Source organism: Tardiphaga robiniae, assembly GCF_001618955.1.
GTDB lineage: Bacteria > Pseudomonadota > Alphaproteobacteria > Rhizobiales > Xanthobacteraceae > Tardiphaga > Tardiphaga robiniae_A.
Map to the genome: position 1 here is coordinate 530982 of NZ_LVYV01000001.1, position 20919 is coordinate 551900.

Below are 20919 nucleotides of genomic sequence, written 5' to 3' on the forward strand. Positions count from 1 at the left end.
ATGCTATGCGTCGGTAATTGTAACGCAGTCCTTTTTGATCGACGAAAGCCAATGCTGGCCCGTAATACATCCGAGACGACCCGCCGGATCTCCCCGCGCTGGCTGCTGGCCGCTGCGGCGATCGTCGTTGTCGGATTCACTGCGATCTGCGGCAGCGTGCTGATGAGCATGCGGCGCGGCGACGAGAAACTGGCGCACCAGACGCTCGGCAACCTCGCCTCCAGCATCGATGCCGATGTCGCCCGCAATGTCGAACTTTACGATCTGTCGCTGCGCAATGTGGTCAGCAACATGACATCGCCGGAGCTGGTCGAGATCTCGCGGCCGATGCGGCAGTTGATCCTGTTCGACCATGCCGCCACCGCGCGCCATTTCGGCGCCATCCAGGTGATGGATGTGGCCGGCAACGTGACGCTGGATTCGTCGACGCTGGATCCGAAGCAGCAGAATTTCGCCGATGACGAATTCTTCAAGGTGCACAAGCGCGATCCGCTGTTCGGCCTCTATATCTCCAAGCCGATGCTGCATCAGGGCCATTACGGCATCGTGCTGAGCCGCCGTATTGCAGCCCGCGACGGGACTTTCATCGGCGTCGTCTCCGGCTTCATCCGCTACAGTTATTTCCACGAGATGGTCGATCGCCTGCAGCTCGAACCCGCCGACATCATCACTGTCCTGCGGCAGGATGGCGTCATCGTCATGCGTGCGCCGTTCGACATGGACGTGATCGGCCGCGACGTCAGCAAAATGCGCGGCGTGCAGAAGGCACTGGCCTATTTCTCCGGCTCCTATGTGGGGCGCGCCTCCAATGACGATATCGAGCGGCTGTTCGTCTGGCGTGAAGGCGCGCATCCGCTGATCGTGATGGTGGGGCGATCCACCGACGTGATCTTCGGCCAATGGCGCAAGGATGCGCTGCAGATCGGCGGCGCCATGGGTGCGCTCGGTCTGATCGCCTGTGCGCTGATGCTGATCCTGGCGCGCGAGATGGGCAAGCGCGGCAAGATGGAAGACAGGATGGCACGCCTCGCCATGACCGACGGCCTCACCGGCCTCGCCAACCGACGCCATTTCGATGTGGTGCTGGAAAAGGAATGGCAGCGCGCCCAGCGCACCCGCGCGCCGATCTCGCTGCTGATGATCGACGCCGACCACTTCAAGACCTTCAATGACAGTTTCGGCCATCAGGCCGGCGACCTCGTTCTGTGCGGGATCGCCTGGAGCATTGCCCGGCATGCCAAACGCGCCAGCGATTGCGCCGCGCGCTATGGCGGCGAGGAATTCGCGCTGATCCTGCCGGGCCTCTCTCTTGCCGACGCCATCGAACTCGGCGAGCGGATTCGCATCGAGGTGGGCCATCTCGAGCGCGACGGCATGACCACGACGACGATCAGCGTCGGTGCAGCGTGTTTCGTGCCGTCATCGCTGACCACGTCGAACGACCTGATCAGCGATGCCGACGGTGCGCTCTATGCGGCCAAGGCGCATGGCCGTAACCAGACATGGCCGGTCGCACCGCGGCAGAAAAGCCTTGCTGCGTAACATGATACCATTTGTACGGTTGTAATTAACCCGCAGTTCACCTGACTTCCTAACGCGTCTTCCACCCTTGCCCGGGTATTCCTATGCACGAGGGGTAGGGATCCATGCGGCTGCTGGGGAGGCGAATGACGAACGACGTGCGCGTTTCAGCGCCGGGCTCCGCCGAACATGGCGATGGGCGCTCGACGACCCGTCGCGCGCCGGTGCGCTGGCTCGTGCTCGTTGGCGCCGTGCTGATCATCACCATTGCTGCCGGCACGGCGATGACCGTGAACAATTTCCGTCAGCGCACGATCGACAATTCCAACCGCGAACTTGAAAACACCGTGCTGCTGCTCAGCCGGCATTTCGATCAGCAATTCCAGGATCTGCAGCGCATCCAGAAGAGCCTCACGGCTCATCTTCTCGCCAATGGCGTGATGTCGGTCCACAGCTTTGCCAGCAGCATGTCGAGCTACGAATCCCACATGATGCTGAAGTCGAAGCTGGATGATGAATTCGCCAACGACATCACCGTGCTCGATGCCGAAGGCCGTCTGGTCAACTGGACAGGAGCCTGGCCCGGACCGGATCTGGTGCTTGCCGACCGTGAATATTTCCAGAAACTCAAATCGCAGACCTTCACCCAGGACGACGAGATCGTGCAGCCCGTCCTGAGCCGCATCACCGGCCGGTGGAAGACGCTGTTCGCACGTCGCATTACGGGGCCCAAGGGCGAATTCTTCGGCATCGTGACGCGCAGCGTCGAACCGCAGCAATTCGAAAAATTCTTTGCCTCCGTCTCGCTCGGCGAGAACGGGACCATCGCAATGTTCCACCGCAATGGCACGTTGCTGGCGCGCTACCCGCAGACGCCCTCGTCGATCGGCAAGGTTTTCAATAGCGGCCCGCTGCTGCAGCACCTGCGCTTCAGCGACGCGCCAGCGACCATCCGCACCGTCAGCCCCATCGACAATATCGATCGCCTTGGCTCGATCCGACTGCTGCAAAACTTTCCGGTCGCGCTGGTCGCAACCACGACGGTGGAGGGCACACTGGCCAACTGGCGCGACCAGACCAAATTTCTCGTAACCCTCGCGTCGCTGTCGGCCCTGATCCTGGCGGGCCTGCTTTATCTGATGATCCGTCACATCCAGCGGCAGAGCCGTGCAGCGCAGTTGCAGATGACGCTGGAGAAGAACCGCCTCGACACCGCCATCAACAACATGACGCAAGGCCTGCTGCTATTCGATGCGCAGGCGCGCGTGGTGGTGTGCAATCAGCGCTATCTTGATATGTACGAACTGTCGCGCGAGGTCATCGTACCCGGCCGTACGTTCCGCGACGTGATCGCACATCGCAAGGAAACGGGCTCCTTCGCTGGCAGCGTTGACGCCTATGTGGCGGAAGTGTTGCGCGACGTCGGGCGGTCGCACATCCAGATCATGCAGACCGCCGATGGCCGCACCATCCAGATTTCGTCGCGGCCGGTGGCCGATGGCGGCTGGGTAGCGACCCATGAAGACATCACCGAGCGGCGCAATGCCGAGGAGAAGATCGCGCATCTGGCGCATTACGATGCGCTGACCGACCTGCCGAACCGCACACTGTTCCGCAACGAGCTCGAACGCGAATTGAAGCGCGTCGCGCGCGGCGCGCAATGCGCGGTGCTCTATATCGACATCGACGAATTCAAGGGCATCAACGACTCGCTCGGCCATCCCGTCGGCGACGAACTGCTCAAGGGCATTGCGCTGCGGCTGCGTGCCTGCGTGCGCGGCTCCGACGTGGTGGCGCGGCTCGGCGGCGACGAATTCGCCATCGTGCAGACCGGCGTCGAGTCCCATGCCGACATCACCGATCTTGTCGGCCGCATCTATGATGCGATCCGCCAGCCATTCGATTGTCTCGGCCATAGCCTGCTCACCGACGCGTCGATCGGCATCGCGCTGGCGCCGCGCGACGGCGCAGACCTCGATACGCTGCTGAAGAACGCCGACCTTGCGATGTATGGCGCCAAGGCCGACGGCCGCCGCACTTTCCGTTTCTTCGAGCCCGAAATGGATGCGCGGGTGCAGGCCCGTCGCTCGCTGGAGCTTGAACTGCGTCACGCGGCCGGTGATGGCGGCTTCGCCAAAGGCGGCTTCGAAGTCTATTATCAACCGCTGCTGACGCTGCGCGACGACACCATCGTGGGCTGCGAGGCTTTGTTGCGCTGGCGTCATCCCGAACGCGGCATGATCTCCCCGGCCGAATTCATTCCGGTCGCCGAAGATATCGGCATCATCAATGAGCTCGGCGAATGGGTGATGAACACCGCCTGCGCCGAGGCTGCCAGCTGGCCCGACGACGTCCGGGTGGCGGTCAATGTCTCGCCGGTTCAGTTCCGCTGCGCGTCACTAGCGCTGAAGGTGACTTCCGCCCTCGCCGCGTCCGGACTGCCAGCGCGGCGGCTCGAACTCGAGATCACCGAGGCCGTGCTGATCCGCGACGACGAAACCGCACTGGAAATTCTGCACGGGCTGCGCGAGATCGGCGTGCGCATTGCGCTGGACGATTTCGGCACCGGCTATTCGAGCCTGAGCTATCTGCAGCGCTTCCCGTTCGACAAGATCAAGATCGATCGTTGCTTCGTGACCGATATCGCCGATGCACAGGGGTCGTCCTCGATCGTGCAGGCCGTGGTCAATATCGCGAGCTCGCGCAACATGACGACGACAGCCGAAGGCGTCGAGACGCTTAGGCAGAAGGAGCTACTGCGCGCGCTCGGCTGCACCGAGATGCAGGGCTATCTGTTCAGCGCCGCCAGACCCGCAGCAGAATTGCGGGATCTGTTGATCGCGCATCAGGCCAACAAGGCCGAGGCGGCAGCCTGACCGCCTATTCCAGCAGCGTGAACTGCATCAACAGTGTTCGCTGCAGCATCGAGAAATTGTCGTCCGAGATCAGCGTCAGCACCGTGTCGCCCTCCGGCGTGACATGGACATCGAGCCCTTCGAAATTATCGATCTCGTAGCCGAGATCCGCATCGAAGATGGTGGGACCGTCGATGACGGCGTCCGGCACGATCGATGCGAGGGGAATGCGGCGGATGCGGACGCCGGTGTCGCCGAACAGCGAGAACTTGCGTTCGAGCAGCAGCAGATCGCCGGATGGCAGCAGCGCCGCATCGCTGATATCAAAATTTTTGGTGCGGCGGACCGAGAAGCTCGACGGCGCCCTGCCGCCGATGATCCAGGCCGAGATGTTGCCGGCGCTGTCGAGCCCGCGCTCCGAGATCGCCAGCAGCATGCCGGCCAGCGGCGAAGACTTGAACCTGTCCTTGCGCACCATCACCAGCGCTTCGAGGCTGCCATTGCTGGGCAGCTTGCGCATGCCCGGCGGCTGCGGGATCGGCTCGCCTTTGGCGCGCACGCCATCGCGGCCGAAGTCGAATTTCAGGATCTGATGCACGCGTTCGAGGCCGATATAGACCGTCGGTCCGTCCACCGCGATCGACTCGGTATCGTACCAGCCGCGCGCGGTGATCGGCCTGCCATCGGCGCCCAGCATCGGCGCCGCCTCGACATCGACAATGCCGACCATGGCATCGCCGCTATAGGCGATCTTGCCGGTGAACCAGTTACCCTTGTCGCTGATGGCGATGAAACCCTCGCCCTTGTCATCCAGGCGAAGACCGGAGATGCCGCCGAAGTCCTTGTATCTCGACGTCAGGACCAATCCGCTGCGATATTGCAGCGATCCAAACCTTGTATGCGCGCGGTCGCGCGTATCGAACGCCGGGATCGGCCGCGCTTCGATCTCGATCGACACCGGCGCACGCGCCGATGGCGTTGCCGGCACCAGCACGGGCTGCGCACGGGCAAGCGACGGCAGCGCGGCTGCTGAAGCAGCCACTGTGAGGAAGTGACGACGGGTGAGATGAGCGGTCAAGCGATGGCCCTGGAGGATGGGTAGAGCAAAGCAAGACCCATCCTGTAAAGCCTAATGCGTCTTGCGTCGCCGACCATGGGTCGGTGCCGGCCCCGCCGTCTCGCTGAACAATTCAGCCAGCTTCTCGGTGATGGCGCCGCCGAGTTCTTCGGCGTCGACGATGGTCACGGCGCGGCGATAGTAGCGCGTCACGTCGTGGCCGATGCCGATGGCGATCAGTTCGACCGGCGAGCGGGTCTCGATCTCTTCGATGATGTGACGCAGATGCCGCTCCAGATAGTTGCCGGGATTGACCGACAACGTGCTGTCGTCCACCGGCGCGCCGTCGGAGATCATCATCAGGATCTTGCGCTGTTCGGGGCGGCCGAGCAGGCGCTTGTGCGCCCAGTCGAGCGCCTCGCCGTCGATATTCTCCTTGAGCAGTCCTTCGCGCATCATCAGACCGAGATTCTTGCGCGCGCGGCGCCACGGCGCATCGGCCGACTTGTAGATGATGTGGCGGAGATCGTTGAGGCGGCCGGGATTGGCCGGCTTGCCGGCGCCGAGCCACGCCTCACGCGACTGCCCGCCCTTCCAGGCGCGCGTCGTGAAGCCGAGGATTTCCACCTTGACGCCGCAGCGCTCCAGCGTGCGCGCGAGAATATCGGCGCAGGTCGCAGCCACGGTGATCGGGCGCCCGCGCATCGAACCGGAATTGTCCAGCAGCAGCGTCACCACCGTATCGCGGAACGTCGCTTCCTTCTCATGCATGAAGGACAGCGGATGATGCGGGTCGGTCACCACGCGCGACAGGCGCGCGGGATCGAGGATGCCTTCCTCGAGGTCGAAGTCCCAGGCGCGGTTCTGCTGCGCCATGAGCTTACGTTGAAGCCGATTGGCGAGGCGTGCGACCACGCCCTGCAGATGTGCGAGCTGCTTGTCGAGATAGGAGCGCAGCCGTTCGAGCTCGTCGTGATCGCAGAGGTCTTCGGCCGCGATGACCTCGTCGAATTTCGGCGCGAAGGCGTGATATTCGGGACCGCGCGGCTCGTTCGCGCCGCGCGAATTCGGACGCGTGGCTTCGCCGGGCGTCTCGTCGTCGCCCATCTCGCCGTCTTCGTCGAACGTGTCCGATGCGGAGGCCTGTGCGCTCTCCATCGAACTGTCGGACATTTCGTCGGACGACTGCTGAGCCTGATCGGCGCTCATCTCCTGCGAGGCGTCGCTCTCCGGCGAGCCTTCGGCACCGGCCTGATCGTTCTCGCCCTGGCGCTCGTCGTCCTCGCTCTCCTCGTCATCCGGCTCGGCATTGCGATCGTCGCCGAGCTCCAGCGCCGACAGCAGGTCATGCACGGCATCGCCGAACTTGGCCTGGTTCTCCGCGAACCGATCGAGCTGGTCGAGGCGATCGCTGATCTTGTCTTCGAGGATCGGACGCCAGAGATCGACCATCTTCTTCGCGGCGGCCGGCGGCGCCATGCCGGTCAGGCGCTCGCGCACCAGCATCGCCAGCGCATCGGCCAGCGGCGCATCGGCGCGGTCGGTGATTTCGTCGAACTTGCCGCGATGGAAATGATCGTCGAGCATCGCCGTGAGGTTCTTCGCCACGCCGGCCATGCGGCGCGACCCGAGCGCTTCCACGCGGGCCTGCTCGACGGCTTCGAACACGCCGCGCGCCTGCGGATTGCCCGGCATCAGCTTGCGGTGAACCTTGGGATCGTGACAGGCGAGTTTGAGCGCGATCGAATCCGCGTGGCCGCGCACGATGGCGGCGTCGCGCTTGCTCATTTTTCGCGCGGGTTCAGGAAGACGGGCTTTGCCCGGTGAGAGACCCGGCCGCTCGGCTGCGAAGGTCACTTCAAGCTCCGGCGCTTTGGCGATTGCACGCAAACACGACGTCACCGCGCGCTTGAACGGCTCGGTCGGCGCTTCCTTGGAGCCGGGGCGGAATTTGTTGGTCGTCGTCGTGCTCATCGCTGTCGCTTTCTTCCCTCTCCCCGGGCACAGCGAAGCTGCGCTGGCGGGAGAGGGTGGATCGAACACGCGAAGCGGGTTCGAGACGGGAGAGGGCCTGCAGCAAACCGGAGCGCTGTCCCCTCTCCCGCCTTCGCTTCGCGAAGGCACCCTCTCCCGCAAGGGGAGAGGGGAAGTAAGTAAGATCAGCGGAGATCAGCTCAGCGCCACATTCACCGAGCTTTCCGCCAGCTCTGCATTGAAGCAGCGCTGATAGAATTCGGCGACCAGCGGACGCTCGAGTTCGTCGCACTTGTTCAGGAAGGTAACGCGGAACGCGAAGCCGATATCGTTGAAGATGTCGGCATTCTCGGCCCAGGTGATCACCGTGCGCGGGCTCATCACCGTCGACAGATCGCCATTGGCGAAGGCGTTACGCGTGAGATCCGCGAGGCGCACCATCTTGTTGACGATGTCGCGGCCCTCCGGGTTCTGATAGTGCTTGGCCTTCGCCAGCACGATCTCGACTTCCTCGTCATGCGCCAGATAATTCAGCGTGGTGACGATCGACCAGCGATCCATCTGGCCCTGATTGATCTGCTGCGTGCCGTGATAGAGGCCCGACGTATCGCCGAGACCGATCGTGTTCGCGGTCGCAAACAGACGGAACGCCGGATGCGGCTTGATCACCTTGTTCTGGTCGAGCAGCGTCAGGCGACCGGAGACTTCCAGCACGCGCTGAATGACGAACATCACGTCCGGACGGCCCGCGTCGTATTCGTCGAACACCAGCGCGACATTGTGCTGCAGCGCCCAGGGCAGAATGCCATCACGGAATTCGGTGACCTGCTTGCCGTCCCGGACCACGATGGAGTCCTTGCCGACGAGGTCGATACGACTGATGTGGCTGTCGAGATTGACGCGCACGCAGGGCCAGTTGAGGCGGGCGGCGACCTGCTCGATATGGGTCGATTTGCCGGTGCCGTGGAAGCCCGTGACCATCACGCGGCGGTTGCGCGAGAAGCCGGCGAGAATGGCGAGCGTGGTGGCGCGATCGAACCGGTAGTCGGGATCGGTGTCCGGCACATGCGGATCGGATTCGGAGAAGGCGGGCACTTCGAGGTCGGAATCGATGCCGAACAATTTGCGCACCGACACCATCTTGTCGGGAATGCCAATCAACGCGTCGGTCTTTTCTTGCAGTTTGGTCGAGGCGGCGGTCATCAATCCTCCGTGGTCCCGGATATCCCGAAACCAGTCTAGTAATGGCTGCGGATGGGGTGCTTTGTGGAACGTATCAGAGAGCCGCGGCTGGACAAAGCCCAGCTCTTCATCAAAGTTCCCGAATGTTATCATCGAGATAGGTTCTAACGGCAATTTTTGGAAGTCTGCCCTGCGAATCAGCCGATGCTCCAGGTCGATCAATTTGCAGCGGTATTTGGGGATCGAACGGCGCGGCCGGCCATTTCAATCATATATGCTGTCACAGTTGGCTGAAGCACCCCGCGCCGGATCGGAATTTCGTGACGTCCTTCATCGATTCCCTGACCCATTTTGTCGCCGCGCATGCCTGGCTGGGCTACCTCACTATTTTCCTCGCCGCCTTGCTGGAAGCCGTGCCGGTGCTCGGAACATTCATCCCAGGCACCACGGTCATTCTGGCGCTGAGCGCCCTGATTCCGTCTGGCGATCTTGGCCTGGTGGCTGTGCTGGTGGCCGCCGTGGCGGGCGCCGTACTCGGTGATGGGAGCGCATTCTGGATCGGGCATGTCCGGCAACGGCAACTGCTCGACACATGGCCGCTGTCGAATTATCCGGGCGTGGTGGCGCAGAGCGAGGCGTTCTTTCACCGCTTCGGCACGCTGGCCGTGTTCCTCGGCCGCTTCGTGCCGCCGATCCGCGCTTTCGTGCCTGTCATAGCCGGCGCATTGGGGACCGCACCGGCGAAATTCTATGCGGTGAACATCCCCGCAGCGTTGCTCTGGGCGCCGGCGCATGTGCTGCCCGGCGTACTCGCAGTATCGGTGCTGGACCGCTATGGCGGCATCGCCGGCCTCGAAGGTCAGGCCAAACACTACTGGATTCAGGCTGTGATCGTGACGGCCGTGCTGGCCGGCGCCACCATCTGGTGGTGGCATCGCCGCAAGCGCAACACAGCAATGGAAACGTCATAAAAAGGCTTTTGAACGTTGAAATATCTCTTTGATTTTTCAGAGTAAATGACGCCTTCGCGGCTTGACTTGCAGCCCCGATTGACTTGAAAAGCCTGCACCGGCAGTTTCGCCCGCCGTCCGTCCTTCCCATATCCAGTGAATGTCCGAGCCCATGCGCAGCTATCTCGACTTTGAAAAGCCCGTTGCCGAGCTGGATTCCAAGATCGATGAATTGCGCACGCTGGCCGCCAGCGGCAGCGACATCGGCGAGGAGATCGTGCGCATCGAGGACAAGGCCGTCGCGGCGCTGCACGAGCTCTATGCGAATCTGACGCCGTGGCAGAAGACCCAGGTCGCGCGACATCCGCAGCGCCCGCATTGCATGAATTACGTGGAAGCGCTGATCACCGAATTCACGCCACTCGCCGGCGATCGCAAATTCGGCGAGGACGAAGCGCTGGTGGCCGGCTTCGGCCGTTTCCGCGGCGAGAGCGTCTGCGTGCTCGGCCAGGAAAAGGGCAACACTACCGAGAGCCGCCTCAAGCATAATTTCGGCATGGCCCGCCCCGAAGGCTACCGCAAGGCGGTGCGCCTGATGGAGATGGCGGATCGTTTCGGCATTCCGGTGCTGTCGCTGGTCGATACCGCCGGCGCCTATCCCGGCATCGGCGCCGAAGAGCGCGGCCAGGCTGAAGCCATCGCGCGCTCCACCGATGCTTGCCTCGGCCTTGGCGTTGCCAATGTCGCTGTGATCATCGGCGAAGGCGGCTCGGGCGGCGCCATCGCCATTGCCACCGCCAACAAGGTGCTGATGCTGGAACACGCCATCTACAGCGTGATCTCGCCGGAAGCGGCATCGTCGATCCTGTGGCGCGACTCATCCAAGGCGCAGGAAGCCGCGACCAATATGAAGATCACCGCGCAGGATCTGCTGCGTTTCGGCGTCATCGATTCCATCCTGAAAGAGCCGCCGGGCGGCGCACACCGCGACCCCGCCGCCATGATCGCCGCCACCGGCAACGCCATCGCCCAGGCTTTCAACGACATGCGCGGCATGGACGCGGCGACTATTCGCCAGCAGCGCCGGCAGAAATTTCTGGATATCGGCCGCAAGATCGGCTGAAGCCGTCGGCAGGCAAACAAGAAGCCCGCCTTCGTTAAGACGGCGGGCTTTTTATTTGCAGCGGAGCTCTGATCTCCTCTCCCCCGCGCGGCGCAGCCGCGAAGGTGGGAGAGGGTGGATCGAACGCACGACAGTGCGTTCGAGACGGGAGAGGGGGTGGTGCGAACCGGAAGGACAGAGCTTTTAGAAAGAGCCCTCTCCCGCCTTCGCTGCGCTCAGGCACCCTCTCCCGCGGCGCGCGGCTTTGCCGCGCTGGGGGAGAGGGGAAGCGAAGAGCTTCTCTGCTCACGCGTCCATCTGAGACCGCGCATTTCGGCGGATCACCTGCGGCGGCTGGCCATAGGCGCGCAGAAATGCGCGGCGCATGCGGTCACGATCGGCAAACCCCGTCTGCTGCGCGACGGTGTCGATGGGATGCCGGCTCTGCTCCATCATCAACCGCGCGGCCTCCAGCCGCAGATGTTCGATGGCCTTTGCAGGTGACTGCCCCGTCTCGGCATGAAAGGCACGGCTGAACTGGCGCGGGCTGAGACTGGCGGCATCGGCGAGATCATTCACCGTCAACGGCTTCTGCAGATTGTCCCGCACGAAAGCGAGCGCCTTCTGGATACGGTCCGACTTCGGCGCCAATTCCAGCAGCGCGGAAAACTGCGACTGGCCGCCGGCACGGCGGTGATACACGACCATCTTTTTCGCGATGTTGCGTGCGACGTCCTCGCCGAGATCGGCCTCGACCATCGCCAGTGCGAGATCGATGCCCGCGGTCATGCCGGCCGATGTCCAGACCGGACCGTCATTCACGAAGATGCGGTCTTCATCGACCTTCACTTTCGGAAATTGCTTCTGCATGTCGCGCGCATAGAACCAGTGTGTGGTCGCGCGCCGTTGATCGAGAATGCCGGCTTCAGCGAGCACGAAGGCGCCGATACAGATAGATGCAACACGCCGCGCATGTTTGGGCGCCCGTCGCACGAAATCGATCAGGCCGGGCGTCGCGGATTCGACCGTTAGACCGCCGGCAACGATCAGCGTGTCGTAGGCATCAGCCGCATTGAACGGTTCGGTGGTCAAACTCATGCCCAGCGAGGTACCGACCTGACCGCCCCGCTCCGACAACACATGCAGATCGTAGGTGGGCGGATCGGTCAGCATATTGGCCAGTTCAAAGACCGACATCGCCGCAAGGCTGATGGGCGAGCACCCCGGGGAAACAACAAGGCCGATGCGCTGCATGTGTTCGCTCCCTCAGAACAAGACGTCCTAAAACGCCGCTTATATGACATTTGAGACAAGGTCGCGCAAGGCTAGGTTTCCTGACACGGCCGCTGCGGCCGACAGCATTCAGGAGAACGACAATGACGATTTCACATCAGGGCACGGCACTGATTACGGGCGCTTCGACGGGCATTGGCGCCGTTTATGCGGACCGGCTGGCCAGGCGCGGCTATGATCTCATTCTGGTGGCGCGGAACCAGGACCGCCTGGCGGCCCTCGCCAAGCGACTGACCAGCGAGACCGGACGATCGGTCCGCACGCTGGCCGCCGATCTCGGCAACAAGGCCGATCTGGCAAAGGTCGAAGCCGCGCTGCGCGACGATGCGAGCATTACGATGCTGGTCAACAATGCCGGAGTCGGCGCGGTGGCACCGTTGCTCAATGCCGATGTCGGCAAGATGGAAGACATGATCACGCTGAACGTCACCGCGCTGACACGGCTGACCTATGCCGCCGTGCCCGGCTTCGTCGCGCGCAAAAAAGGCACGATCATCAATATCTCGTCGATCGTCGGTATCGGCGCCGAAATCCTCAACGGCGTCTACGGCGCCAGCAAGGCCTATGTGCTCAGCTTCAGCCATTCGCTGGTGCATGAGTTGGCCGACAAGGGCATCCGCGTGCAGGCGGTATTGCCGGGCGCAACGGCCACGGAGTTCTGGGATATCGCGGGCTATCCGCACCAGAACATGGATCAGGCAACAGTGATGCGCGCCGACGATATGGTCGATGCTGCATTGGCCGGCCTCGATCAGGGTGAGCTCGTCACCATTCCGGGCCTGCAGGACGGCGCCGACTGGACCCGCTTCGAAGCTGATCGCCGCGCGCTCTCGACCAAATTCGGTCATGCGACGCCCGCGCCGCGCTACCACGTGACGCAATAGTCGTCTTCAGGCAGCAAAAAGCCCGCCCTCTCGACAGAGGGCGGGCTTTTCAATTCCAGAATTACTTCTTCGCCGGGGCCATCTTGCTGTCGGCCGGCTTCGGCGCGTCCTTGGCAGCAGGCGCGGCGGGTGCCGCCGGAGCAGGCGTTGCAGCAGCCTGGTCCATGCGCTCGACCTTGGCACCTTCACGCAACTTGGTGACATAGTCGGCCTGCGCCTTGCGCACGACATACTGTTCGATCTGCGGCTTCACCTGGTCGAATTCCGGCGCCTTGCGGTTACGCTTTTCCTCGACCTTGATGATGTGCCAGCCGAACTGCGACTTCACGGGGTCCGAGATCTTGCCCGGTTCCAGCGTGAAAGCGACCGCGGAGAATTCCGGCACCATCTGGTCCTTGGTGAAGAAACCGAGATCGCCGCCATCAGCCGCGCCCGGATCCTTCGACTTCTTCTTGGCGAGTTCGGCGAAATCGGCGCCCTTCTTCAGCTCGTCGGCGACCGTCTTGGCCTCGGCCTCGCTCTCCACCAGGATGTGGCGGGCATGGACTTCGGCTTCGCCGGTGATCTGCTTGGCCGCGTCCTCATAGACCTTCTTCATGTTGTCGTCGGTCAGGGCTTCCTTGCCCTCGACGGCCAACAGGTTGTCCATGAGCAGACGGTTACGAGCGAAGGCCAGCTTGGACTTGAAGTCGTCGCGATCGGCGATCTTCTTGTCCTCGGCAGCCTTGGCGACGATCTTCATGTCGATCAGGAACGACAGCACATTGTCCTTCCGGGTCGCGGGATCCATCTGGGCGAGGCTCGGGCCGAGCTCTTCCTCGGCAATGGTGACGTCGCTCTGGCGGATTTCCTGGCCGTTGACCTTGGCGAGGACCGGATTGGCGTCCTGCGCGTAAACCGGGAAACTGGTGAGGAAGGCCACCGCAACAGCGCCGGTCAGGGCAGCCAGGGTGCGGCCCGGGCGCAGGCCCGGCGTCAGGGCGAGCGATACGAAGGTCATGGAAAATCCTTATCTCGGATAAGAGCCTGTTGGGGACGGCGGACACTCTCCCAAACGTACCGTCTTGGCAACGCGAAAACTCTGTCAAAATGATGAAATCCTTGAGAGGTTCGCGCCGTTGACAACCCCCCACACGGGCCATATCTCTCCCCGACCGGGCCGGTGGCGAAGGCGCGATTTCGGCCGCGCCGTGGTCATTGAACCCCTGATTGCCCTGCTCCCACTCATCTCCCGGGGTCTTGCTTTTTTGGCACTCCCGCACCGGGGTCCAGACAGCAATCCGCCACAGACTTTGGATATGACGAGGCTGGGCGACCGCTGCACCATTCCACGGCCTTCGGGCCGCATTGCTAAAGACAGGATTTCGTGATGATCGGCGCGCTCGCCCGCAAGTTCTTCGGCTCTGCCAACGACCGCCGCGTCAAGGGATATCAATCGCGCGTTGCCGCGATCAACGCGCTGGAACCTGAGGTCGCGGCGCTGTCGGACGATGCGCTAAAAGCGCGCACCGCCGAGTTCAAGGCGCAGTTAGAGGCCGGCAAGACCCTCGACGATCTGCTCGTTCCCGCTTTCGCCACCGTCCGCGAAGCCGCCAAGCGTACCCTCGGCCAGCGTCACTTCGACGTCCAGCTGATCGGCGGCATGGTGCTGCATGAGGGCGACATCGCCGAGATGAAGACCGGCGAAGGAAAGACACTGGTCGCCACCCTCGCCGTCTATCTCAACGCGCTCGCCGGCAAGGGCGTGCATGTCGTCACCGTCAACGACTACCTCGCCAAGCGCGACTCTGGCTGGATGGGTCAGATCTACTCGTTCCTGGGCCTCACCACCGGCGTGATCGTGCACGGCCTCGACGATGCCGAGCGTCAGGCGGCATATGCCTGCGACATCACCTACGGCACCAACAACGAATACGGCTTCGATTATCTGCGCGACAACATGAAGTACCGGCTGGAGGACATGGTCCAGCGCAAGCACTTCTATGCCATCGTCGACGAAGTCGACTCGATCCTGATCGACGAAGCGCGTACACCGCTGATCATCTCCGGCCCGCTCGACGACCGCTCGGAATTCTACAACACCATCGACACCTTCCTGCCCAAGCTCGAAAAGACCACCGACTTCGAGGTCGACGAGAAGCAGCGCACCGTGACGCTGACCGAAGCCGGTATGGAGAAGATCGAAACCCTGCTGCGCGATGCCGGCCAGCTCAAGGGCGAGAACCTGTACGATGTCGAGAACGTCTCCGTCGTGCATCACATCAATCAGGCGCTGCGCGCCCACTCGCTGTTCAACCGCGACAAGGACTACATCGTCCGCGACGACGAAGTGATCATCATCGACGAATTCACCGGCCGCATGATGCAGGGCCGCCGCTATTCGGAAGGCCTGCACCAGGCGCTGGAAGCCAAGGAACATGTGACGGTCCAGCCGGAAAACCAGACGCTGGCCTCGATCACGTTCCAGAACTACTTCCGCATGTACAAGAAGCTGGCCGGCATGACCGGTACGGCGCTGACCGAAGCGGACGAACTGTTCGACATCTACAAGCTCGAAGTCGTCGAAGTGCCCACCAATGTCGGCATCGGCCGCATGGACGAGGACGACGAGGTCTATCGCACCCAGGACGAGAAGCACGCCGCCATCCTCGCCGAGATCGAGCGCGCCAATGCGCGGATGCAGCCGGTGCTGGTCGGCACCGCCTCGATCGAAAAGTCCGAGGTGCTTGGCGAGTATCTGCTGAAGAACGGCTACAAGCTGATCGACTTCACCAAGCCGAAGGCGATGGACAAGCTCTATGCGGCCGCGCGTTCCGGCAAGCCGGCGAAACTGTTCGCGGTGCTGAATGCACGCTTCCACGAGCAGGAAGCCTATATCGTCGCCGAAGCCGGCGTCCCCGGCGCCATCACCATCGCCACCAACATGGCCGGCCGCGGCACCGACATCAAACTCGGCGGTTCGGTCGAGATGCGCGCGCAGATCGAAACCGCCGATATCGCCGACGAGGCCGAGAAGGCCGCCAAGATCGCCGAGATCAAGGCCGAGATCGAGCGTTTCCGCGAAATCGTGCTGAACGCCAAGGAAGTGGTCGAGATCGAGCCCGCCAAGGGCAGCAAGCCGGCCAAGACCGTCGAGAAGCCCGGCGGCCTCTACATCATGGGCTCCGAGCGCCATGAGTCGCGCCGCATCGATAACCAGCTCCGCGGCCGCTCCGGACGTCAGGGCGACCCTGGCCGGTCCAAGTTCTTCCTGTCACTGGAAGACGACCTGATGCGCATCTTCGGTTCGGATCGTCTCGATACGATGCTGACCCGCCTCGGCCTCAAGGAGGGCGAGGCCATCATCCATCCGTGGATCAACAAGGCGCTTGAAAAGGCCCAGCAGAAGGTCGAAGCGCGCAACTTCGACATCCGCAAGAACCTGCTCAAATATGACGACGTGCAGAACGACCAGCGCAAGGTGATCTTCGAGCAGCGCGTCGATCTGATGCAGAACGACAGCGTCGCCGAGACCGTCAACGATATGCGCCGCGCCTTCGTCGAGGACCTCGTCACCAAGCACGTGCCGGAAAACCAGTATGCCGAGCAGTGGGACGTGGCCGGCCTGAAGGAAGAGCTCAAGCGCGTGCTCGACCTCGATCTTCCGGTGGACGAATGGGCCAAGGAAGAAGGCATCGCCGACGAAGAGCTGCTCAACCGTATCGAGCAGAAGGCCGACGAGCACATGGCCGCGAAGGTCGCCCAGTGGGGCCCCGACGTGATGCGTTACGTCGAGAAGACGATCCTGCTGCAGACGCTGGATCATCTGTGGCGCGAGCATCTGGTGATGCTGGATCACCTGCGTCAGGTCATCGGCCTGCGCGGCTACGGCCAGCGCGATCCGCTGCAGGAATACAAGGCGGAAGCCTTCAACCTGTTCGAAGCCATGATCTCCAACCTGCGCGAGGCCGTCACCGCGCAATTGATGCGCGTCGAAATCGTGCCGCCGGACGTGCAGCCCGAGCTGCCTGTCATGGAGGCGCACAAGCTCGACTACAACACTGGCGAGGACGAAATGGCCTTCGCCAATGCGGCGCTGGCACCGATGGGCCAGCAGCAGCCCGCCGCCGCCCGCGATCCGAACAACCAGGACACCTGGGGCAAGGTCGGCCGCAACGAAGATTGCCCCTGCGGCTCCGGCAAGAAGTTCAAGCATTGCCACGGGCGGTATGCGTAAGGCGAGTTGGGCGAGCGGGGCTGCTGTTGGCTTGAACGGATAGTTCATCGCCTGCGGCACCCCCATCCCCGCCCCTTCCCCGCAAGGGGGGGAAGGGAGTCACAGCGTTCGGCTCAGGCGAAAGCGATCACCACAGTCTTTGAGATGTCCCGCGCTCTGCACTGCTCAAATTCGCAGTAAGTTGGCGCCGCTCTCAGCGCTCCCTTCCCCCTTGCGGGGAAGGGTCGGGGATGGGGGTCACCACGCTCTGAATGACCTGAAGCACTCCGTCGATATTCTCCAAAACGTCGTGATTCCAGAACCGCAACACACGATAGCCGGGGGCTTCGATATACGCCGTGCGCTTGGCATCAGCCTCACGCTGCCAATCATGCTGACCACCATCGAGCTCGATGACGAGCTTCGCCTTTCGGCTTGCGAAATCGACAATGAATGGGCCAATCGGCGCCTGACGCCTGAAATGCGAACCTGCGAGCGCGATGTCATGGCGAAGCCGCGGCCATAGAACACGCTCGGCATTCGTGGGCTCGGTGCGCATTTTGCGCGCGAAGTATCTTTGACGATCTTCCATTGCGGCTGACCCGATCGACAGGCCTTCGCTCGTGGCATCCCCATCCCCAACCCTTCCCCGCCTAGCAAAGCTTCGCTTCGTGCGAGAGGACGGGAGCAGGGGCGGCAGCGTTTCAGGATTTCAGCACGAAATAAGCTGGCGACAAAGCCACCGGGCTTCTACGGATCAGAAGATGAGTTAGAGAGAGCGACGCGCCTCAGCGCATCGCCGAGAAGCGATCCGTGAACGAATTCGCGGACACGACCGGGGCTGCGCCTGACAGCGCGGCTGTGCCGGCACCGCCGCCGGAAACCGGCGCGGATGGTTCGGCCGACAGTGTCGGCTTGAGCGGCGGGCGCGCGGTGGCGACGAGCGGTGCGGGTGCAGCGGTCGGCTTCGCTGCAGCTACAGAAGCAGGCGTCGCAGGAGCAGCCGACGGACCAGCCTTGCTGGCGACGGCCTTCGGCTTGGCGGCTGGTGTCGGCACGGGAACAGCTGGAGCCGTAGTTGCGGTCGCTGTCGTTTCCGAACCGCCGATACCGACCTTCTTGGCGAGATTGCTGAAGAAGCCACCATCCGACGAGGCCGACGCAACACGCGTGGAGGGCACGGCGACGACGGGTTCTTCCGATGCTGCGAACAGCGACGCCGAATAGGAGGCTGTCGCTGCGGCGGTCGCCTTCGGCGGATTGACGTGCGGCGGAATGGTGCCCGGTGCGCGCGAATAGGCGGCGGTCTGCACGCCCGGCGGCTCTGGATCCGACAGGCCGGTGGCGCCATCGGGCAACTTGGAGGCGAAGACGCGGTTCATGCCGCCGTCGATATCGGGACGGCGCTGCGCGACCGGCGTACCCTTGGCGACCAGTTCGGCAATCTTCGCATCATCCTGTGCCTGCTTGGCACTGACGGCATCAGCGATCTCGGACGGGATCTGGTAGACCGGGCACTTGGCCGAGGCATTGAACACCAACGGCTTGGTCGATCCCGCAGGCGCGGCCGGATCGAACACATACTTGTTCTCGCAGAACTCGACCTTCGGCTCCTGCCGCGTCACTTCGAAATGATCATAGCCCTGCTTGATCATCTTCCAGAACGGCATGTTCGGGTTGTTGCGATGCTTGGCCATGTTGACCGGCGTCATCTTGAACGGAAACGCCGCGAACTGGAACGAGCGCTGCCCGCCGAAGAAAGACTCACGCCCCAGCGAATAGATCTCGGCGATCTGTTCGTCGGTCATGGCGAAACAGCCGCGCGATGAGCAATCGCCATGCACCATCAGCTGCGAACCGGTGCGTCCCAGCGACTTGTCGAAGGCGTTGGGGAAACCGGTATTGAACGAGAGATAGTAGGACGAGCGCGGATTCATCTGCGCCGGCGTGATCGCATAGAAACCTTCCGGTGCCTGACGATCGCCTTCCTTGACCTTCGGACCGAGGTCGCCGGACCAGCGGCAGATCGGATAGGTCTTCAGCAGCGCAAACTGGCCGGAGCGATTCTGCTTCCAGACTTCGAGTTCGGCTTCCTGCTTGAACACACGAACCAGCATCGGCGACTGTAGGTCCATGTCCTTTTCAGTCATCTCGGCGACGAGCTTGGGAGGAACAGGCTGGTTCGCCTTCGCGTTGCTGGCGAGCGACATGTCTTCGCCGTTGCAGCCGGCCAGCACCACGCCTGTCGCAAGTACGACCGACGTCAGCAGCGCGCGAACAAGCGAGCGATGTTTCAAAGCCAAGCTCCGCAGCCGACGGGACGTCGACACCCCAAGGAATAAAGACAAATGAGCCCTTATTCGTACGCAAATATTAGCCTTAAGGCCCCCCGCTCGCAAGGCAACTGGCCGTGAGCGGCAGGTTCCCTTCTGGCGATGGTCAACAGAGATTGAAGATCTCAGGCCGGGCGGAATTGCGGCGGTATCTGGCGGGAAGGCGAATTAAGCAGGCGGCGATGGGTTATGCTTAATGGTTTGGCAGCGCTCTCGGCCATTGTGGCCGGGCTTGTCCTGGCCATCCACGTCTTTGTTCACTCGACGCCCAAGACGTGGATGCCCGGCACATCCAGCGAAGCTCGCTTCGCGCTGGCCGGGCACGACGAACATTGGCAATCGCGTGGACGATCTCGGAGCGCCTCAGGAGCCCCGGACCACGGTCTTCAAGTAGTTGTACGCCTTGATGATTTCGATCAACCGGTCCTCGGTGGAGCGGTCGCCGCCATTGGCGTCGGGGTGGTGCTGCTTCACCAGCGCCTTGTACTGCGCCTTGACGTCGTCCAGCGTCGCGCTGGGGCCGAGACCCATGACCTGCAGCGCCTTGCGCTCGGCATTGAATATCTTGCGGGTCTCTTCCTTGATCGGCTGCTGCGGCTTGCGGGCCCGGCCGCGCCCCATACCCATGCCGTTCATCTCGTTGAACATGGCGAACGGATCGATTGCGCCGTCGAGATCGGGCTGCCCGGCCTTGGTTTTGTCCGCAGAACCATTGGCGCCCATCTTCCAGGTCGGACGATGGCCGGTCAGCGCATCCTTCTGGTACTTGGCGACCGCGTCCGGAGCCATGCCCTGGAAGAAGTTGTAGCCCTGATTGTATTCGCGGACATGGTTCAGGCAGAAGTGCCAGTATTCCTTGTCCTGCGCGCGGCCCTTGGGCGCACGGTGCGGACCCTTGTTCTTGCACTCGGGCCACTCGCACAGGATAGCTTCCTCGCGCGCAGCGGCCTGCTGCTTCGCGCTCAGCTTGTTCGGCTTGATACGGATGCTGTCGAAGAATTTGGATGAGTCGATGGGCATGGCTGACTATGACAACGCAATGCAAAAAGCTTCAAGTCTTGACATTCGGATTACCTCATTCGGCGCCTGCGCCGCACCAAAATGGTCGCCACATCGTGATTGACCATGAGCGGGGCGAACCGCTAAGCCGGCCATCATGACCATGAAAGATAACATCACAAAGAAGCTGACAGAGGCTTTCGCGCCCCTCAGCCTCGACGTGACCGATGAATCGCATCTGCATGCCGGTCACATGGGCCACCGCCCGGAGGGTGAAACCCACTTCAGGGTCAATATTGTGTCGGAGGCCTTCGAAGGGAAGAGCCGGATCGACCGCCATCGCATGATCAACGAACTGTTGGCGGCGGAACTCGCGGGAACGGTACATGCGCTGGCGCTGAAACCGCAGACGCCGACCGAAGCGAGCTAGGTTTCGTCGCGGCACCCTACACCGTCATTCCGGGGCGCGAGCGCCGCTTGGCGATCGCGAACCTCAGCCACTCCACTTGGAGTGGCGGGGAATCTCAGCATGGAGAGTCTCCAACAGCGCCAAGCCATGTCCAGCTTCCGGGTT

15 protein-coding genes are annotated in these 20919 nt (G+C 62.6%); 7 read left to right on the forward strand and 8 right to left on the reverse strand.

Annotated elements, in window-relative coordinates; genetic code table 11:
- The first annotated feature begins 51 nt into the window (after positions 1-51).
- Both A4A58_RS02555 and A4A58_RS02560 read left to right on the forward strand, forming a co-directional pair.
- A complete protein-coding gene (locus A4A58_RS02555; RefSeq protein WP_068729496.1) occupies positions 52-1542 on the forward strand; it encodes a sensor domain-containing diguanylate cyclase in 1491 nt (496 codons plus the stop codon).
- 125 nt (positions 1543-1667) lie between these two features.
- A complete protein-coding gene (locus A4A58_RS02560) occupies positions 1668-4397 on the forward strand; it encodes a bifunctional diguanylate cyclase/phosphodiesterase (RefSeq protein ID WP_068729498.1) in 2730 nt (909 codons plus the stop codon).
- A gap of 4 nt (positions 4398-4401) precedes the next feature.
- On the opposite strand, the gene A4A58_RS02565 is transcribed toward A4A58_RS02560, so the two are convergent.
- From A4A58_RS02565 to cobS, 3 genes are all read right to left on the reverse strand, one after another.
- Entirely contained in the window at positions 4402-5454 is a 1053-nt protein-coding gene (locus tag A4A58_RS02565; RefSeq protein ID WP_068729500.1) for an esterase-like activity of phytase family protein, read from the reverse strand.
- A 51-nt stretch (positions 5455-5505) separates the two neighbouring features.
- Positions 5506-7407 carry a cobaltochelatase subunit CobT gene (gene cobT, locus A4A58_RS02570; RefSeq protein WP_068729502.1) on the reverse strand — a complete coding sequence of 634 codons (1902 nt, stop codon included), beginning with the start codon at positions 7405-7407 and terminating at the stop codon, positions 5506-5508.
- 195 nt (positions 7408-7602) lie between these two features.
- Positions 7603-8610 carry a cobaltochelatase subunit CobS gene (cobS, locus tag A4A58_RS02575; RefSeq protein WP_068729504.1) on the reverse strand — a complete coding sequence of 336 codons (1008 nt, stop codon included), beginning with the start codon at positions 8608-8610 and terminating at the stop codon, positions 7603-7605.
- Positions 8611-8909: 299 nt separating this feature from the next.
- Between cobS and A4A58_RS02580 the strand changes: the two genes are divergently transcribed.
- Complete coding sequence (locus A4A58_RS02580; protein WP_068729507.1) at positions 8910-9560, forward strand: DedA family protein; 651 nt, start codon at positions 8910-8912, stop codon at positions 9558-9560.
- Positions 9561-9699: 139 nt separating this feature from the next.
- Entirely contained in the window at positions 9700-10662 is a 963-nt protein-coding gene (locus A4A58_RS02585) for an acetyl-CoA carboxylase carboxyltransferase subunit alpha (protein WP_068729509.1), read from the forward strand.
- 285 nt (positions 10663-10947) lie between these two features.
- Here the strand turns inward: A4A58_RS02585 and A4A58_RS02590 are convergent, their stop codons facing one another.
- Positions 10948-11895 carry a GlxA family transcriptional regulator gene (locus tag A4A58_RS02590; protein WP_068729511.1) on the reverse strand — a complete coding sequence of 316 codons (948 nt, stop codon included), beginning with the start codon at positions 11893-11895 and terminating at the stop codon, positions 10948-10950.
- A 122-nt stretch (positions 11896-12017) separates the two neighbouring features.
- Between A4A58_RS02590 and A4A58_RS02595 the strand changes: the two genes are divergently transcribed.
- The gene (locus A4A58_RS02595; RefSeq protein WP_068729513.1) at positions 12018-12818 is read left to right on the forward strand and encodes an SDR family NAD(P)-dependent oxidoreductase; all 801 of its coding nucleotides are present in this window, start codon (positions 12018-12020) and stop codon (positions 12816-12818) included.
- 61 nt (positions 12819-12879) lie between these two features.
- Here the strand turns inward: A4A58_RS02595 and A4A58_RS02600 are convergent, their stop codons facing one another.
- Positions 12880-13818 (reverse strand): peptidylprolyl isomerase, encoded by a 939-nt coding sequence (locus tag A4A58_RS02600; RefSeq protein ID WP_068729515.1) that lies wholly within the window; start codon positions 13816-13818, stop codon positions 12880-12882.
- A 369-nt stretch (positions 13819-14187) separates the two neighbouring features.
- On the opposite strand from A4A58_RS02600, the gene secA reads away from it, so the two are divergent.
- Entirely contained in the window at positions 14188-17034 is a 2847-nt protein-coding gene (secA, locus tag A4A58_RS02605) for a preprotein translocase subunit SecA (protein WP_068729517.1), read from the forward strand.
- A 193-nt stretch (positions 17035-17227) separates the two neighbouring features.
- Here the strand turns inward: secA and A4A58_RS02610 are convergent, their stop codons facing one another.
- The 3 genes from A4A58_RS02610 to A4A58_RS02620 all read right to left on the reverse strand — a co-directional run bounded on the left by A4A58_RS02610 (position 17228) and on the right by A4A58_RS02620 (position 20366).
- Positions 17228-17605: an endonuclease domain-containing protein gene (locus A4A58_RS02610; RefSeq protein ID WP_068729519.1), complete on the reverse strand. Its 378-nt coding sequence runs from the start codon at positions 17603-17605 to the stop codon at positions 17228-17230.
- A 196-nt stretch (positions 17606-17801) separates the two neighbouring features.
- Positions 17802-19310: a L,D-transpeptidase family protein gene (locus tag A4A58_RS02615; RefSeq protein WP_068729520.1), complete on the reverse strand. Its 1509-nt coding sequence runs from the start codon at positions 19308-19310 to the stop codon at positions 17802-17804.
- A gap of 399 nt (positions 19311-19709) precedes the next feature.
- Positions 19710-20366: a J domain-containing protein gene (locus A4A58_RS02620; RefSeq protein ID WP_068729522.1), complete on the reverse strand. Its 657-nt coding sequence runs from the start codon at positions 20364-20366 to the stop codon at positions 19710-19712.
- Positions 20367-20502: 136 nt separating this feature from the next.
- On the opposite strand from A4A58_RS02620, the gene A4A58_RS02625 reads away from it, so the two are divergent.
- Positions 20503-20775: a BolA family protein gene (locus A4A58_RS02625; RefSeq protein ID WP_068729524.1), complete on the forward strand. Its 273-nt coding sequence runs from the start codon at positions 20503-20505 to the stop codon at positions 20773-20775.
- Positions 20776-20919 lie beyond the last annotated feature (144 nt).

Excerpts from the sequence above, each read along its gene's own strand:
- A4A58_RS02595 (WP_068729513.1), top strand. The coding sequence starts at position 12,018 with ATGACGATTTCACATCAGGGCACGGCACTGATTACGGGCGCTTCGACG.
- A4A58_RS02600 (WP_068729515.1), bottom strand. The coding sequence starts at position 13,818 with ATGACCTTCGTATCGCTCGCCCTGACGCCGGGCCTGCGCCCGGGCCGC.
- A4A58_RS02560 (WP_068729498.1), top strand. The coding sequence starts at position 1,668 with ATGACGAACGACGTGCGCGTTTCAGCGCCGGGCTCCGCCGAACATGGC.
- A4A58_RS02555 (WP_068729496.1), top strand. The coding sequence starts at position 52 with ATGCTGGCCCGTAATACATCCGAGACGACCCGCCGGATCTCCCCGCGC.
- A4A58_RS02610 (WP_068729519.1), bottom strand. The coding sequence starts at position 17,605 with ATGGAAGATCGTCAAAGATACTTCGCGCGCAAAATGCGCACCGAGCCC.
- A4A58_RS02620 (WP_068729522.1), bottom strand. The coding sequence starts at position 20,366 with ATGCCCATCGACTCATCCAAATTCTTCGACAGCATCCGTATCAAGCCG.
- secA (WP_068729517.1), top strand. The coding sequence starts at position 14,188 with ATGATCGGCGCGCTCGCCCGCAAGTTCTTCGGCTCTGCCAACGACCGC.
- A4A58_RS02625 (WP_068729524.1), top strand. The coding sequence starts at position 20,503 with ATGACCATGAAAGATAACATCACAAAGAAGCTGACAGAGGCTTTCGCG.
- A4A58_RS02585 (WP_068729509.1), top strand. The coding sequence starts at position 9,700 with ATGTCCGAGCCCATGCGCAGCTATCTCGACTTTGAAAAGCCCGTTGCC.
- cobT (WP_068729502.1), bottom strand. The coding sequence starts at position 7,407 with ATGAGCACGACGACGACCAACAAATTCCGCCCCGGCTCCAAGGAAGCG.
- cobS (WP_068729504.1), bottom strand. The coding sequence starts at position 8,610 with ATGACCGCCGCCTCGACCAAACTGCAAGAAAAGACCGACGCGTTGATT.
- A4A58_RS02590 (WP_068729511.1), bottom strand. The coding sequence starts at position 11,895 with ATGCAGCGCATCGGCCTTGTTGTTTCCCCGGGGTGCTCGCCCATCAGC.